Below are 15,494 nucleotides of genomic sequence, written 5' to 3'. Positions count from 1 at the left end.
GTGCTGGTCAAGTGGATTCGCCTCACCGTAGTGGACCGTCGAGGTTTCGAGCGGGGGCAGCGGAAATGGGCGGGGCTGCTGGGTGAACCGGGGTTTCGTGGACAGGGCGGCGGATGGAGCCGGGGCCGGCCGGACGTGGCGCATCTGGTCGCCTTCTGGGAGAGCCGGGCGTTCTACGACTCCTTCATGGCCCGCTCGCACGACCGGCTCGCGGCCGCCCAGACCGGCACCTACAAGGACGCCCAGGTCCGCCTCTTCGAGCACGAATTCGATGTGAAGGTGGGCTTCCGGCCGGCGTTCGGGGACGTGGACGTGCTGCGACTGGCGCACTGCCAGGTGCGCCAGGAACGCGTGGACCACTTCATGCTGATGCAGGAGAAGGTCTGGAACCCGGCGATGGCGGGCTCGCCGGGGATGCTCCGGGGGATGCTGGGGCGGGCACCGGGGGAGGAGTTCCTGGTCCTCTCGATGTGGCAGTCGGCGGCGGAACGCGGGAAGTACCGGCCCGAACGGGTGGAACGCCTGGCGCTGCGGGCCCAGATAGCCGCGGACGTCCGGGCGATCGCCGGGGACGTGGTGCAACTCGAACCGTCCTGGACGGTGTGACCGGCCCGGTCCGCCTCGTGGCCGGCGTCAGGAGGCGGCCGCATCCGGAGCCGCTCCCACCGTGTCGCCACCGGCGAACACCCCCGCCCGTGCCGCGGCCAGCGCGGCCGCCACGGCCTGGTCGGCGAGTGTGCGGTCGATCGGCTCCCGGGTGATGAACAGACGGAAGAAAAGCGGCGCCGAGACGGACCGGACGAGCGCACCGGCGTCCAACGGGGCGGCCAACTCCTCGCGTGCGACCGCGCGTTCCACGATGGCCTCGCAGCGCGTGAACCGCTCGGCGTAGTAGGCGCGCAGTGCCTCCGCGGCCCGTTCGGACTGGAAGGCGGCGGCGATCATCGCGGAGCCCGACGCGGCCACCGCGGGGTCGGTGAAGGAGGTGACGACCTCATGGGCGAGCGCCCGCAGATCGCCTTCCAGTGAGCCGGTGTCCGGCGGCGTCCAGCTGTCCTCGCCCGCCAGGTCGAGGGCGTCCGCGACCAGGCCTTCGACGTCCTTCCAGCGGCGGTACAGCGTGGTCTTGTGGACGCCGGAGTGCTCGGCGACATATTCGACCGTCAGGCCGGGGTAGCCGTACTCGGTGAGGCCGGCCAGCACGGCGTCGCGGACCGCGGCGCGGGTGCGGGCGGTCCGGCCGCCCGGGCGGCGGGTGCCAGGGGCGGAGGGCTCGGCGCTGCCGGCCTTGGCACGCGCGGGTTCTCCAGTCAATTGCAACTCCAGTTGTGTTAGTGGGTGTGCTGTGTCATCATGAGCGTAACGCAACGAGGGTTGCGTTTGCTGGGGGAGGTTGTATGCCCCACTCAGATCTCATTGCACGACATCACCACATCCCGTGGCGAGCGCCTGCTGCTCGACGGTGTCTCACTGTCGATGCGGCCCGGCGAACGCGTCGGGATGGTGGGGGAGAACGGCGCCGGGAAGTCGACGCTGCTGCGCCTGATCGCGGGCGTCGAGCAGCCGGACGAGGGCCATGTCGTGCTGACCGCCGACGGTGGCATCGGATATCTCGGACAGACCCCCGACCTCCCGCCGGACCACACCGTCCAGAACGCGATAGACGCGGCACTGGCCGATCCCAGGGACCTGGAGCGCAGGCTCCGCACACTGGAGAGCGGACTCGGCGACGCCTCGGTCGCCCGGCTCGACGAGTACGGCGATCTGCTCACGCTGTTCGCGCTGCGCGGCGGCTATGAGGCCGACGCCCGCGTCGAGGCGGCCCTGCACGCCCTCGGGCTGGAGGGACTGGGCCACGACCGACTGCTGGGCAGTCTCTCCGGCGGCGAGCAGGCCCGCCTGGGCCTCGCCTGCCTCATCGCCGCGGCCCCCGAGGTGATGCTCCTCGACGAACCGACCAACCACCTCGACGCCGCCGCGCTCGACTGGCTGGAGGGCGCTCTGCTCGCCCATCGGGGCACCGTCCTCGCCGTCTCGCACGACCGGCTCTTCCTCCAGCGGATCGCCACCGTGATCGTCGAGGTCGACGCCGACCGTCGGGCACTCGTCCGCTACGGCGACGGCTACGGCACCTTCGTGGCGGCCAAGGCGACCGCCCGCCGGCGCTGGGAGCAGGAATACGCCGAGTGGTGCGCAGAGGTCGCCCGCCTCACCGACTTCGCAGCCGGCACCGCGCACGGCGTCGCTCCGGGCCGGGCCATCAAGGACGGCAACAAGATGGCGTACGACCGCGCCAAGGGCCGGGTCCAGTCATCGGTGTCCAGCAGGGTGCGCAACGCCCAGGAGCGGCTGCGCAGACTCGGGGACCACCCGGTACCCAAGCCCCCGGAACCGCTCCGCTTCCGGGCCGCACCGGGCCTCGGCGGGACCGAGGGCACCCTCGTTGAGCTCGACGGCGTACGGGTCGGGGACCGGCTCGCCGTGGACTCCCTCAGCGTCACGGCGGGGGAGCGGCTGCTCATCCACGGCCCCAACGGCGCCGGCAAGACCACCCTGCTCAGGGTCCTGGCCGGGCTCACGGCTCCGGACAGCGGCACGGTGCTGCGCCGGGGACGGATCGGCTTCCTCGCCCAGGAGATACCGGTCTCCCGCCCGGCCGAGCCGCTGCTGGACGCCTTCCGTCGTGGCCTGTCCGGCCATCCGGAAGAGCTGGCTGAGCTGCTGCTGTCGTTCGGCCTGTTCCGCGAACGTGATCTCCAGGTGCCCGTCGGGGCACTCTCGGCCGGTCAGCGCCGCCGCCTCGCACTGGCCCGGCTGCTGGCCCGCCCGGCCGACCTGCTGCTGCTCGACGAACCCACCAACCACCTCGCCCTCGGCCTGGTCGAGGAGCTCGAAGCGGCACTGGCGGCCTGGCCCGGCGCCCTGGTCATGGTCACTCACGACCGCCTGCTGCGCCGGCGCTTCGGCGGCCGCCCCTACGAGATACGCAACGGCCGCCCGGCCCTGGTCGCCGCCTGAGCCGGTCGCCTGCCGAGGTCACCGCCGCGATCGGTACGGGGTCGAGCCGAAAGCGTCGCCGTCCGCTTCCCGCGCGGCCACGTTCCCCATCGGTGCGCTGACGTACGCACGGGTCGTGGCGGGCGTCCGCGACGCCCCGATCGACGGGACGAGCCGGACCGGTCCGTCGAGGCCGGCACCACCGCCGCTGCCCCCGCCGTCGGTGTCCCCCGCCGCCGGTGTCCACCGCCGGCGCCCCCCGTCGGCGTCGGCGGCCCTCGTCACCGTCGGCGTGGTCATGTCGTCGGTAAGCCGGGCGCCGGGCCCGCCCGGACACCGCAGCGACGGGCCGCGCGCGGCATGTACAGGGCAGGCGTTTTAGGCTGGCCGCATGGCTCGCCCCCGACGCATCGTGCTCCTCCGTCATGGGGAGTCGGAGGGGAACATCGACGACTCCATCTACGAGCGGGAGCCGGACCACGCCCTCTCCCTCACCAAGGCGGGGCGGCGGCAGGCGGAGGAGGCCGGTGGCCCGCTCCGTGAGATGTTCGGCGACGAGCGGATCTCCGCCTACGTCTCGCCCTACCGCCGCACCCACCAGACCTTCCGCGAGCTCGCCCTCGACCCGGGCAAGGTACGGGTGCGCGAGGAGCCGCGGCTCCGCGAGCAGGACTGGGGCAACTGGCAGGACCGCGACGACGTACGGCTGCAGAAGGCGTACCGGGATGCGTACGGCCACTTCTTCTACCGTTTCGCCCAGGGCGAGTCCGGTGCGGACGTCTACGACCGGGTCGGGGCGTTCCTGGAGAGCCTGTGGCGCAGCTTCGAGGACCCGAACCACCCGCCGAACGTCCTGATCGTCACGCACGGCCTCACCATGCGGTTGTTCTGCATGCGCTGGTTCCACTGGACCGTCGCCGAATTCGAGTCGCTGTCCAACCCGGGCAACGCCGAATGGCGCAGCCTGCTGCTCGGTCCGGACGGCCGCTACACCCTCGACCGGCCCTTCGAGCGCTGGTGTGAACCCGAGCCTTATGGCGTCACCGGTTAAAGTGCACACCGATGACCCCCGACCACCGTGACGCAGACCGCTGTGCGCGGGCTCTGGCGAGCCTGCGCGGACTGTCCGTGGGCGATGCCCTCGGATCCCAGTTCTTCGTCCCCGCCCACTATCCCGCCCTCAAGCGCCGCGAGCTGCCGCCCACCCCGTGGCAGTGGACCGACGACACGGAAATGGCCTGCTCCATCCTGGCCGTGCTGGTCACGCACGGCCGGATCGACCAGGACGCCCTCGCCGCCTCCTTCGCGGACCACCACGACTTCGACCGCGGCTACGGCCCGGCCGTCAACCGCCTGCTCCGGCTGATCCGCGAGGGCGGCGACTGGCGCGAGCTGTCGTCGGCGCTCTTCAACGGCCAGGGATCCTGGGGCAACGGCGCCGCCATGCGCATCGCGCCCCTCGGCGCGTGGTACGCGGACGACCCCGAGCAGGCCACGCACCAGGCGGAGATCTCCGCCTACACCACCCACCAGCACCGCGAGGCCGTGGTCGGCGCCATGGCCGTGGCCGCGGCGGCCGCCCTGGTCGCCGACCCGAGCCGGCAGACCGGCCCCGAGGAGCTGCTCGACGGGGTACTGGCACTGATCCCGCGCAGCGCCGTACAGGCCGGACTCCGCCGGGCCCGGGACATGCTCGACTACGCCGACTCCGGCACCGTCGCCGCCGTCCTGGGCTGCGGCCGGCGCACCAGCGCCCATGACACCGTGCCCTTCACCCTGTGGGCGGCGGCCCGCCATCTCGGCAACTACGAGAAGGCCTTCTGGACGACCGTGCGGGCCGGCGGCGATGTCGACACCACCTGCGGCATCGTCGGCGGGATCGTGGCCGCCGACCCCGCCGGCGCGCCCCCTGCGGCCTGGCTGGCGGGCACCGAGCCCCTCCCGTCCTGGGCCCCCACCCTCGAAGACTGACCCCACGCCTGACCTCACGCCCGACCACAAGCTGCCCCACGACTCCGCGCCCTGGCCGGGAGCTGATCCTTCACTCCGTGGTCGGCCGGGCACTCCGTAGTCGGCCAGGCTACGGACTGTGCCAACGCGCTGCGCGAGCCCCCCACTTCGCGCTGCCCGCTCGCGTCCGAGAAGGCGAACGGCAACGATCCGAAGGCCCGGGAGGCCCGCACGCCGGCGGCTCGCGTACCCGTCGGTAGGGTCACCCGCGTGGGCCGCCCGCTCCCGCACCGGCACCGTTTGCGGCCAGGTGTGGATCCGATGCGGAACGCTGGGCCGAATAGGCGTAATCTGGCTGGCGCCATGCCGTACGAGCCCCCCACCCATACCGTCGAGCGATCATTGCGCGCCACGACGGGCGCCAAGATCGTTGCAGGGATCGACGAGGTCGGACGCGGAGCCTGGGCCGGACCGGTCAGCGTCTGCGCGGCCATCACCGGACTCCGCCGACCGCCCGACGGACTCACCGATTCCAAGCTCCTGACCCACAAGCGCCGCGCCGAACTGTGCGCAGTGCTCGGCCAGTGGGTCACCGCCTACGCCTTGGGGCACTCCTCGCCGCAGGAGATCGACGAGCTGGGCATGACCGCGGCACTGCGGCTCGCGGCCGTACGCGCCCTGGAGGCGCTGCCGGTCCGTCCGGACGCGGTCATCCTCGACGGTAAGCACAACTACCTGGGCACGCCGTGGCAGGTCCGCACGGTCATCAAGGGGGACCAGTCCTGCATCGCGGTTGCCGCCGCGTCCGTGCTCGCCAAGGTGCAGCGCGACGCGATGATGGCCGAAGTGGGCCTGGAATACGCCGACTTCGACTTTGCGGCCAACGCCGGCTACCCGTCGCCGACCCATCGCATCGCCCTGGAGGAGTACGGACCCACGCCGCACCACCGGGTGTCGTGGTCCTACATGGACGCGCTGCCCCGGTGGCGGCATCTGAAGAAGGTGCGCATCACCCCCGAAGCAGCCGCTCTGGAAGCCGGCGGCCAACTCGGCTTCGACTTCTGAGCGGTGCGGGCATCAATTCGGTACCCGATGACGTGTCCCGCACTTACGTTTGATAGACATCCCTTTATGCCTCTCATCCCCGAGGAGCCTCAGATTCACGAGAGTGTCCCGGGTCCCCGCGCAACTTCGGCCGCCGGCCGTACCGCGCCGACCCCCCGTCCTGTTCCTGGCCCCGGTCCCCGCCCCGCGCCGCCGCGCGGTGCTCCCGCGGCCAGCGCCCGTCCGGGAAAGCCCGGACCCGCTGCCCCGCCGCGTGGGCCTGTCGCCGCTCCGCCGGCGCAGCGCACCGGCTCCCCGCAGCCCCCGGTCGGCACGACCGGCACGGCCGGAGCGCAGCTCCAGCTGATTCCGGCGCCCGCCGCCGGTGCCATCGACGCCGCCGACGAAGCCGTCGACCTGCTGTTGGACTCGGGGCGTGCCCCGGGCGAAATCCTGGTGCTCACCACGGGCGAGACCCACCCGTGGGCCGCGCACGAGCTGTCCTTCGGTGAGGCGTCCTACTGGGCCCAACACGACGCCGCTGACGACGTGTTCTACGCGGATGCCGACGCCGAGCGTGCCACCGGCCGTCCCGTCGTGGTCGTCGCCGTCAACGGCGACACGGACGAGGCCACCGCACGGGCGCTGCCTTCGGCGATGGCCCGCGCCGGAGCGCTGCTGATCGTCTGCGGCGACCCGCAGCGGATCAACACCGTTCTCGGCGCCGGCGTCTGACCGCTCCGGCTCGCAGCAGCCCGTCGGCCCCCGAGGCCGTCGGGCTCGCCTGCGTTCCGGGACGTCCACAGCCCTGCTTTCGCGCACAGCTCTCGCGTCTTCTACGGCTCTCGTCTTCTCGTACGGCCGTATCTCCGCGTACGGCCGGCGTTCTCGTGCGGGCTTGCTGTTTCCGTACGGCGGCGAGAGGTGCTCAGCGGGCCGCCGTGTGCCGATGAGCCTCCGGAGCCCCGCCGCCGGTGCTCCGCGGCGCCGGCCGGCCCTGTGCGACGACGGTGGCCGTACGTGGCGCCTCCGGGCGTGGCGCAGTGGCGCGGCGCGCCGCGGCGAAGCCGGCTCCCGGACGGCGGGCTTCCGTGCGCCGCTTTTCCTTGGACGAAGACCTGGGCCGGCGCCCGCCCCGGCCTTCCCCCAGTACTTGCCAGCGGTCGGGGGTCAGCGCGATGTACGCACCGCAGCGGAGACCGTGCAGCGTGCAGGCGTCGCGCAGCCCCCACATCCACGCCCCGTCGGTCTCCGTCCAACGGGGTTCCCCGTCACGGCAGTAGAGCAGCACGGCGGTCCGGACCGGGGCCCGCAATCGGAGGTCGTGCGGGATCACCCGGCGCAGATGCGCCAGCAGGGCATTGCGGAACTCCCAGCCGTCGGGGGCGGCAGCGGGCTCGGTGAAGGACGCGCTGGCCGTTATCCGATCCTGCGGGTCGAGCACCGCCACGATGGCCGTCGACGCCCCCGGACGATGCCGCTCGTGCAGGCCGGCGACGACCTCACGGGGGTTGCGCAGCAGGGGTATACCTGCCGAGGCCCACTCGGCGGGCTCCAGCATCCGGCCCAGCCGGGCGGCGGGGTCGGTGGACGAGGGCGGCGAAAGGCGCGGTGGCGGGACGAAGTCGAAGGTCACGGTCCTCCCTTCGTCCACGCGTCAGCGCATCGGGCGGTGTCCTGATGTCCGAGCACCAGGGCATGACCGAGCGTGACCGCGGAACGGCCGGTACGGGGAAGCACCTCCAATTCTTGCGGTCGTACAGGGATGCGGGCAACGAGCAATTCCCTCAGGAGACTGGAATCGCGCCATGTGTGACGAAAGTTCCCTGCTGTCGCAGCCGTGCGTCGGCCCTGACCCGAGTCGTCGGGATTCCCGATGGCCACGGCGCCACCGGGCGGCCGCTGCCCAGGCCCGGGACCATCGCCTACGCCTGCACGGCGAGGACCAGCGGAAACACCCCCTCGGCTCCGGACCGGCGCAGCAGGCGGGCGGCCACCGCCAGCGTCCAGCCGGTATCGGCGTAGTCGTCCACCAGAAGCACCGGGCCGCCCGCGGACACAAGGCTCTGCGCCAGCTGCGGCGGTACGCCGAGTGAGCCGTGCAACGCGCGCAGCCGCTGGGCGCTGTTGCTGCGCGGAATCCTGGTGTCGGCACCGTCCTCCTCCGAGGTCACCACGCCCAGGAACGGCATCCGGCCGACCGCCGCGATCCGCTCGGCCAGCGAGCGGATCAGCTGCGGCCTGGTACGCGAGGAGAGACAGACCACTCCCACCGGGCGGGCCGGAGCATCCGGCTCCCCGGATGCCCAACCGCCGGGCCCCTTCGCCCAGTCGGCGAGGACCGTGACCACCGCGGAAGCCACATCGTCCGGAATCGGACCGTCCGGTGCCTGCGCCGCGAGCATCGGGCGCAGTCGATTGCCCCAGCCGATGTCGGAGAGCCGGCCCAGCGCCCGGCCGGTCGCGGCCAGCTCGTCCGCCGGAATGCGCCCCTTGAGGTCGAGGCCGACGGCCGGCAGCCCGGTCGGCCACATCCGCCGTGGCTCCACCTCCACTCCCGGACGCCCCAGCTCACCGCGCGCGGCATCCAGCGAAGCGGCCGACACCTCGGCGGTGAACCGTGCCCCGGCGCAGTTGTCGCACCGGCCGCAGGCGGCCGCCGCCTCGTCGTCCAACTGTCGCCGCAGGAACTCCATCCGGCAGCCGGTCGTGGTCGCGTACTCGCGCATCGCCTGCTGCTCGGCCTCGCGCTGCCGCGTCACCCACGCATAGCGCTCCGCGTCGTACGCCCACGGCCGGCCCGTGGAGATCCAACCGCCCTTGACGCGCTGCACGGCGCCGTCCACATCGAGCACCTTGAGCATGATCTCCAGGCGCGAGCGGCGCAGTTCGACCCGCGGCTCCAGGGCCGGCAGTGACACCGGCCGGCCGGCGGCGGCCAGCACGTCGAGGGTCTGGCGCACCTGTTCCTCGGGGGGAAACGCCAGCGAGGCGAAGTACTTCCAGATCGCCTCGTCCTCCCGGCCGGGCAGCAGCAGCACCTCGGCGTGCTCGACCCCACGGCCGGCCCGGCCCACCTGCTGGTAGTACGCGATGGGCGAGGACGGCGAGCCCAGATGCACCACGAACCCCAGGTCGGGCTTGTCGAAGCCCATGCCCAGTGCGGAGGTGGCGACCAGCGCCTTGACCCGGTTGGCGAGCAGATCGTCCTCCGCCTGCTGGCGGTCGGCGTTCTCGGTCTTGCCCGTGTACGACGCGACCGTGTGCCCGCGGTGACGCAGGAAGGCGGTGACTTCTTCGGCGGCGGCGACGGTGAGGGTGTAGATGATCCCCGAACCCGGAAGCTCGTGCAGATGGTCCGCGAGCCACGCCAGCCGGTGCGCGGCGTCCGGCAGCGGCAGCACGCCCAGACTCAGGCTCTCCCGGTCCAGCGGACCTCGCAGCACCAGCGCCTCGGCCGTGCCCTCACCCGTCCCGAGCTGTTCGGCGACATCAGCGGTCACCCGCGCATTCGCCGTCGCGGTGGTGGCGAGCACGGGCACACCCGGCGGAAGATCGGCGAGCATGGTGCGCAGCCGCCGGTAGTCGGGGCGGAAGTCGTGGCCCCAGTCGGAGATGCAGTGTGCCTCGTCGACCACCAGCAGCCCCGTCGCCGCCGCGAGCTTGGGCAGGACCTGATCACGGAAATCGGGGTTGTTGAGCCGCTCCGGGCTCACCAGCAGGACGTCCACCTCACCCGCCGCCACCTCGGCCTGGACGGTGTCCCACTCCTCGGTGTTGGCCGAATTGATCGTGCGCGCACGGATGCCGGCCCGGGCGGCCGCCTCCACCTGATTGCGCATCAGGGCGAGCAGCGGAGAGACGATCACGGTCGGTCCGCTGCCGCGCTCGCGCAGCAGCGCGGTCGCGACGAAATAGACCGCCGACTTGCCCCAGCCCGTGCGCTGCACGACCAGCGCGCGACGACGCTCGGCGACCAGGGCCTCGATCGCCCGCCACTGGTCCTCGCGCAGCCGGGCCGTACCGCCGGGATCGCCGACGAGCCGGGTCAGGACGGCATCGGCTGCGGCACGCAGATCTTCGTTGCTCATGCCCCCATGCAACCCGATGCCACTGACAATGCGCGAACCCCCGCCCGAGCCTGTGGATAACTCGTCACCCAGAGTTATCCACAGGGGTCGCGGCGCAGCGGCCGATCGCGAGATCTTCGAGTCATGAATCCGCAGAACGAACCGCGCAAGCGCAACACCGACCCCAACTCCCCGGCGTCCCCGGCGACTTCCGAGACACCCCCGCCCCCTTCCGACGCACCCACCCCTCCGAACCCTTCGACATCCTCACCCCCGACCCCTTCGACCTCCTCGACCCCGCCCACGCCGTCCACCCGTCCCACCTCCGCCACCCCTCCGACGTCCTCGACACGTTCCCACCCACCGGCCCCTCCCACTTCCTCGGTCCCAGGCCCGCGTCAATCTCCCGAGTCCTCCCACGCGCCGGTCGATCCCCGGCCCACCGACCCTGTAGGCCCCACCGAGACCGCCCGCCACACCGGCGCAACCGACACCCCGCACCTCTCCGTACCGACACCTACCGACGCGCTTCCGGAGCCGGCCGCGGAGTCCCAGGTCACGCTGCGGAGCCCGGCCGAGCTGGCCGACGCGCTGCCGTACCTGATGGGCTTCTATCCGGACGACAGCGTGGTGCTGGTCGCGTTGCACGGTGAGCGCGGACGGTTCGGCGGCCGGGTCCGGCTCGGCATTCCGGCGGACCGGACGCAGTGGTCCGACGTCGCCGACCAACTCGCCGAATGTCTGGTCTCGGCCGGTCAGGACGGGTCCCCGCGACCCACGGCGATCATCGTCTACCTCTGTCAGGAACCCGCGGAGGGCGAGAACGGCCGGGACGTCAGGGACCGGCTCCAGCCGTTCGCCCAGCGGCTGCGCACGGCCTGCGGAGCGCTCGACGTCCCCGTCCTCGAAGCCCTCTGCCTCTCCAACGGGCGCTTCTGGTCCTACTGCTGCCCCGACTTCCGGTGCTGCCCCGCGGACGGCACCCCGATGGTGATGCCGGGCACGTCCGTGATGGCAGCGGCGGCGGCCTACGCCGGCATGCAGGTGCGCGGTTCGCTCAAGGACATGGAGGCCAGGCTGCGGCCCCGCACGGGACAGCGGGCCGTCGAACAGGAAAAGGCCCTGGACGCGGCGGCCCGGGCACTGGTGCCCCGGATGCTCCGCCCGGACGGTGCGGCGGTCGTACGGAAGGACACCCTCGATCTGGCCGCCGCGATGATCCACCGCTTCCGTCAGGACACCCCCACGGGCAGCAACCGGGCCCGGGACGCCTGCGACGACGCCCTGATCACCAACGCCGAGGCGGCCGGTCTCATCCTCGGGCTCCAGGACCGCGTCACCCGTGACCGGGCGGCCGAGTGGATGGACGGCACGGCCGCCGCCCCCGCCCTCCGTCTGTGGCGGGCCCTCGCCCGGCGCTGCGCCGGAAGCTATGCCGAGCACGCCACGGCGCCGCTCACCCTGGCCGGATGGGTCAGCTGGTCCACGGAGGACGGCCCCTCGGCGCGGGTGGCCCTCGGGTGCGCCCTCTCGCTCGACCCCGACTACACCTTCGCCCAGCTTCTGCACCGCGCGATCAACGAGGGGCTCGACCCGGAACCACTGCGCCGTTGCCTGCGCGAGCAACACCAGGAGGCGACGAGCGCCGCTGCCTGCGCGCCCAGCTCCGGTGCGAAGCGCTCCCCGTCCGCCAAGCGCCCGGCGCCCGGCCGGACCGCGCCAGCCGGCCGCCCCCGGGGACCCCGCGGCGGCACGGGCCCCGGGGCGCGTACCACCGGGGGACGTGGCGGGCGGCGGAGCGGTCATGCAGACCGGAGCCGACGGTGACCGCCCGGTCGTTGTGCGGCCGGCGTGACCTGGGCGCCGGCCGGACCGTTCACCTGTATGGCGCAGGCCGTACGAAGCCCCGACGTCACCAGGGAGTGCAGAGCGTGCCAGGCATCGTCCCCACTACCCAACCGGCCCGCCGGCCGTCCCAAGAACGGCGTCCGGCGCCACCCCGGACTCCTCAACCACAGCCCGTCCACTCCTCGCTGGTCTGCGTGGCACTGCCGGCCCTCGCGGTGTCCCCCGCATCGGGGCAGCTGACCGGCCAGGGCATGGACGGCTTCTACCGGGACGGCCGGCGGGTCCTGTCCCACTGCGAGTTGCGCGTCGCGGGCGGGGAACCGCTGGTCGTCCAGGGCCGGATGATCGCCGCCGACCGGGCCCGGTTCGTCGGCACGATCCGCAGAGCCGGTGAGCGGGGCCCGGACCCGGACATCCGGATGGAGCGGGTACGGACGGCCGACGGCACCGAGCGGATCACCTTCCTCAGCAGCACGACCCGGCCCGTCAGGCTGCCGGTGGAGATCCATCTGCAGACCGACCTGGCGGAGCTCGGAGCCGTCGCCGTCGGCCTCCCGGGCCCCGAGCTGCGCGCCGCCGTCCACGGCTCCGGTCTCCGCTGGTCAGCGCCGGGAGTGCACGCGGTGGTGACCGCCGATCCGCCGCCCGAGGATGCCCTGGCCTCGGCCGGGCTGCTGCGCTGGGAACTCGAACTCCCCGCCGGCGGCCGCCGCACCATCGAACTCCGCGTCGCGCTGGAGCGGACCGCCGGACCGGGCAGCGGCTCCACCGGGCACCGTCGCGCCGGGGACGCCCGCATCCCCGGCCCGAGGAGCGGCACCTTCGCGCCGCGCACCCGCGCCGACCGGCCACCCCGCCCCTGGTCGGACGCCCGGCTGGAGTGCGACGACCCCCGTGCCGACGCCCTCCTGGCGGCCGGTCTGGACGATCTGTACGGCCTGGCGATGCGGGACCCGGCCGCGCCCGCTGATGTCTATCTCGCGGGCGGGTTCCCGTGGCGCTGCGGGCTGGCACCGGCCGAGGCGCTGTGGGCCGCCAGAATGCTGCTGCCCTTGGGCACCCGGCTTGCCGCGGGCACTCTGCGGGCGCTCGCCCGTGGCCAACAGGCCGCACCAGGGCCGGATTTCGGCCGAATTCCGGGGGCCCTGCGGGACGCGGGACCGCACGCCCCGCCCAGCTGCACGGGTATCGAGGCGACCCTGCTGTTCCCCGCCGTGCTCGCGGAGGCGCGCCGCTGGGGACTGCCCGAGCCGGAGATTGAACGGCTGCTGCCCGCCGCGGAACGGTGTCTGAGATGGCTGCGGATCGTCTCCGACCCGGTGGGCCGCGCCCGCAGCGGCTACATCCCCGACCCGGCGCCCGACGGGCCGTACCGCTGCGAGACCCAGGCCCATGCCCATCGGGCCGCCCTGCTGGGCGCGGACCTCCTCGACGCCTGCGGATCCCCCGACGCCGCGGTGCTGCGTGAGTGGGCCGCGGAGCTGCGCGCACGCTTCCGCAGGGACTTCTGGCTGGAGGACCGGGCCGGCGGCCGCCCCGCCGCCCTGCTCACCGCCGACGGCCGGCCCGTTCCCTACCTGGGTTCCGCCGCCGCCCACCTCCTCGACACCGGACTGCTCGGCGGTGGCGCCCTCGCCCCGGGGCTGCTGGACGCGGCCCAGACGGACCAGCTGGCCAGGCTCCTGAGCGGTCCGGCCATGGACTCCGGGTGGGGGCTGCGCGGCCTGGGCGCCAAGGAGAGCGGCTACAACCCGTTCGGCCACCGCAGCGGTGCGGTGCGCGTGCACGAAACGGCGATCGCCGCAGCCGGACTGACCGCGGCCGGCCACGAGCGGGCCGCCGCGGCTCTGACCAGGGGCATCCTGGATGCCGCGGAGAGCTTCGGGCACCGACTCCCGGAGATGTACGCGGGGGAGCAGCGCACGGCCGACGGAGCCCCCGTGCCACACCCGGCGGCCTGCCGCCCGGCAGCGGTGTCGGCCGCCGGCGCGGTGCACATACTGGTCGCCCTCGCCGGCCTGCGCCCCGATGTCCCGGCCGGCACGGTGTCCGTGCGACCGCTCGGTACGGCCCCGCTCGGCGCGATGCAGCTCACCGGGCTGAGCATCGCCGAGCAGCCGTTCGCCGTACGGATCAGCAGACTCGGCATGGGCATGGTGGAAGCGGCTGCGGAGGGCCTGCAACTGGGCTCATGAGGTACTGCGGGCCTGTTTATCGTCAGGCGGACGACTATGATCACGCCATGCCTCCCTACGACCCGTCGGCCTTCCCGCCCTTCGCTGTCACCGTCGACCTGGTCGTGCTCACCGTGCGCCGCCACGCCCTCTGCGCGCTGGCCGTCCGCCGCGGTGAGCCGCCGTTCCAGGGCCGCTGGGCACTGCCCGGCGGATTCGTCCGGGCCGACGAGGACCTTGAGGCAGCGGCCGCCCGGGAGCTCGCAGAGGAGACCGGTCTGCACGCCCAGACCCCGGCCGGACCCACGCCCGTGTACGGCGCCCATCTGGAACAGCTCGCCACATACGGCGATCCGAAGCGGGATCCCCGGATGAGGGTCGTCAGCGTCGCGCATCTGGTCCTCGCGCCGGACCTGCCGGCTCCCACGGCCGGCGGTGACGCCCATAGTGCCCGCTGGGCGCCGGTCGAGACCCTGCTGGAGCCGGACGACGCCCATGCCCGCGAGGGCGAGCTGGCGGCCCCGCTCGCCTTCGACCATGCCCAGATCCTCGCCGACGGGGTGGAGCGGGCCCGCTCGAAGATCGAGTACTCCTCGCTCGCCACGGCCTTCTGCCCGCCGGAGTTCACGGTGGGGGAGCTGCGCCGGGTCTACGAGGCCGTGTGGGGGGTCGCCCTGGACCCCCGGAACTTCCACCGGAAGGTGACCGGCACCCCAGGATTCCTGGTGCCGACGGGCGGCACCACGACGCGTCAGGGCGGCCGCCCCGCGCAGCTCTTCCGGGCCGGCGGCGCGACGCTGCTCAACCCACCGATGCTGCGCCCCGAGGTCTGAGTACGACCTTCGGCCTGGTCCGCCGTGGATCCGGTGAGGGCGACAACGGGCCGCTGTTCTCTCCTGTGCCCAGCGCATCGCGGAAACCGACACGATTGAACAATTACAAGAAAATAGGACATATTCCGATACCTTGTCCGAGTGGGTCCGCTCGTCCCGCCGATGGCCGACGTCCGGCCGCGCGCCTGTCGACGGCCCGCTCTCGCGGCGTCGCGGTCCGTGCGGCCGCCGGCTGCCGGTCGCGCCTCGGCCTGCTTCGGCGCCGCTCGCACCGCCCGCATCCTCGGCGTCACCGCCGGGCGCACCCCCCGATGTCGCCGCCCCGAGTGGGTTGCTCAACTCACCTGCCGCGTAACGACCGTGGCACGGGGAGCCTCGTGAGCCGAGGTGCGAAATGGGGCGTCATTCGGTGTGGTGGAGGCTCGTTGGTGCCGCTGTTCCGCGTGGGAAATTCCCTGATTTCAGGGAGTGGTTGTGCGGTGGCCGTCAAGTGGCGGTCCGGAATCGACCGCGCCATATCGGTCGTGAGAAGCGGTTCGGCTCAATCCGCAGGCACTGCGCCGTCGTTGCCGGCAACC

At 73.0% G+C, this 15,494-nt stretch carries 12 protein-coding genes; 9 read left to right on the top strand and 3 right to left on the bottom strand.

The window, feature by feature from the left end:
- Window positions 1-606: a YdbC family protein gene (locus AB0E02_RS07770; RefSeq protein WP_261955307.1), complete on the top strand. Its 606-nt coding sequence runs from the start codon at window positions 1-3 to the stop codon at window positions 604-606.
- 27 nt (window positions 607-633) lie between these two features.
- On the opposite strand, the gene AB0E02_RS07765 is transcribed toward AB0E02_RS07770, so the two are convergent.
- A complete protein-coding gene (locus AB0E02_RS07765; RefSeq protein ID WP_362137106.1) occupies window positions 634-1,314 on the bottom strand; it encodes a TetR-like C-terminal domain-containing protein in 681 nt (226 codons plus the stop codon).
- Between the two features lie 39 nt (window positions 1,315-1,353).
- On the opposite strand from AB0E02_RS07765, the gene AB0E02_RS07760 reads away from it, so the two are divergent.
- The 5 genes from AB0E02_RS07760 (at window position 1,354) to AB0E02_RS07740 (ending at window position 6,726) form a co-directional block, all read left to right on the top strand.
- Window positions 1,354-3,018 carry an ABC-F family ATP-binding cassette domain-containing protein gene (locus AB0E02_RS07760; RefSeq protein WP_362137105.1) on the top strand — a complete coding sequence of 555 codons (1,665 nt, stop codon included), beginning with the start codon at window positions 1,354-1,356 and terminating at the stop codon, window positions 3,016-3,018.
- 370 nt (window positions 3,019-3,388) lie between these two features.
- Window positions 3,389-4,048, top strand: coding sequence for a histidine phosphatase family protein (locus tag AB0E02_RS07755; RefSeq protein ID WP_362137104.1), 660 nt, complete (start codon window positions 3,389-3,391; stop codon window positions 4,046-4,048).
- Between the two features lie 11 nt (window positions 4,049-4,059).
- Window positions 4,060-4,968 carry an ADP-ribosylglycohydrolase family protein gene (locus tag AB0E02_RS07750; protein WP_362137103.1) on the top strand — a complete coding sequence of 303 codons (909 nt, stop codon included), beginning with the start codon at window positions 4,060-4,062 and terminating at the stop codon, window positions 4,966-4,968.
- A 342-nt stretch (window positions 4,969-5,310) separates the two neighbouring features.
- Window positions 5,311-6,012, top strand: a complete 702-nt coding sequence (locus tag AB0E02_RS07745; protein ID WP_030412890.1) for a ribonuclease HII — start codon at window positions 5,311-5,313, stop codon at window positions 6,010-6,012.
- Window positions 6,013-6,078: 66 nt separating this feature from the next.
- Window positions 6,079-6,726, top strand: a complete 648-nt coding sequence (locus AB0E02_RS07740) for a hypothetical protein (protein ID WP_362137102.1) — start codon at window positions 6,079-6,081, stop codon at window positions 6,724-6,726.
- Between the two features lie 193 nt (window positions 6,727-6,919).
- Here AB0E02_RS07740 and AB0E02_RS07735 read toward each other — a convergent pair whose 3' ends face one another.
- Window positions 6,920-7,627 (bottom strand): hypothetical protein, encoded by a 708-nt coding sequence (locus tag AB0E02_RS07735; RefSeq protein ID WP_362137101.1) that lies wholly within the window; start codon window positions 7,625-7,627, stop codon window positions 6,920-6,922.
- A gap of 289 nt (window positions 7,628-7,916) precedes the next feature.
- Window positions 7,917-10,082, bottom strand: coding sequence for a RecQ family ATP-dependent DNA helicase (locus tag AB0E02_RS07730; protein ID WP_362137100.1), 2,166 nt, complete (start codon window positions 10,080-10,082; stop codon window positions 7,917-7,919).
- A 540-nt stretch (window positions 10,083-10,622) separates the two neighbouring features.
- Between AB0E02_RS07730 and AB0E02_RS07725 the strand changes: the two genes are divergently transcribed.
- From AB0E02_RS07725 to AB0E02_RS07715, 3 genes are all read left to right on the top strand, one after another.
- Window positions 10,623-11,888, top strand: a complete 1,266-nt coding sequence (locus tag AB0E02_RS07725; protein ID WP_362137164.1) for a DUF4192 domain-containing protein — start codon at window positions 10,623-10,625, stop codon at window positions 11,886-11,888.
- 215 nt (window positions 11,889-12,103) lie between these two features.
- Entirely contained in the window at window positions 12,104-14,104 is a 2,001-nt protein-coding gene (locus AB0E02_RS07720; RefSeq protein WP_362137099.1) for a glycogen debranching N-terminal domain-containing protein, read from the top strand.
- Complete coding sequence (locus AB0E02_RS07715; RefSeq protein WP_362137098.1) at window positions 14,101-14,916, top strand: NUDIX domain-containing protein; 816 nt, start codon at window positions 14,101-14,103, stop codon at window positions 14,914-14,916. The genes AB0E02_RS07720 and AB0E02_RS07715 overlap by 4 nt, the downstream gene beginning before the upstream one ends.
- Window positions 14,917-15,494: the final 578 nt, after the last annotated feature.

The sequence above is a fragment of the Streptomyces sp. NPDC048196 genome (assembly GCF_040652715.1).
In the GTDB taxonomy this organism is placed as follows: Bacteria; Actinomycetota; Actinomycetes; order Streptomycetales; family Streptomycetaceae; genus Streptomyces; species Streptomyces siderophoricus.
Note: the sequence above shows the minus strand (reverse complement) of the source record. Positions and strands in the feature narration are given on the sequence as shown.

What these genes read in the sequence shown, in the direction of transcription:
- AB0E02_RS07760 (WP_362137105.1), top strand. Translation starts at nt 1,354, where the DNA reads ATGAGCGTAACGCAACGAGGGTTGCGTTTGCTGGGGGAGGTTGTATGC.
- AB0E02_RS07755 (WP_362137104.1), top strand. Translation starts at nt 3,389, where the DNA reads ATGGCTCGCCCCCGACGCATCGTGCTCCTCCGTCATGGGGAGTCGGAG.
- AB0E02_RS07750 (WP_362137103.1), top strand. Translation starts at nt 4,060, where the DNA reads ATGACCCCCGACCACCGTGACGCAGACCGCTGTGCGCGGGCTCTGGCG.
- AB0E02_RS07745 (WP_030412890.1), top strand. Translation starts at nt 5,311, where the DNA reads ATGCCGTACGAGCCCCCCACCCATACCGTCGAGCGATCATTGCGCGCC.
- AB0E02_RS07740 (WP_362137102.1), top strand. Translation starts at nt 6,079, where the DNA reads ATGCCTCTCATCCCCGAGGAGCCTCAGATTCACGAGAGTGTCCCGGGT.
- AB0E02_RS07730 (WP_362137100.1), bottom strand. Translation starts at nt 10,082, where the DNA reads ATGAGCAACGAAGATCTGCGTGCCGCAGCCGATGCCGTCCTGACCCGG.
- AB0E02_RS07715 (WP_362137098.1), top strand. Translation starts at nt 14,101, where the DNA reads ATGAGGTACTGCGGGCCTGTTTATCGTCAGGCGGACGACTATGATCAC.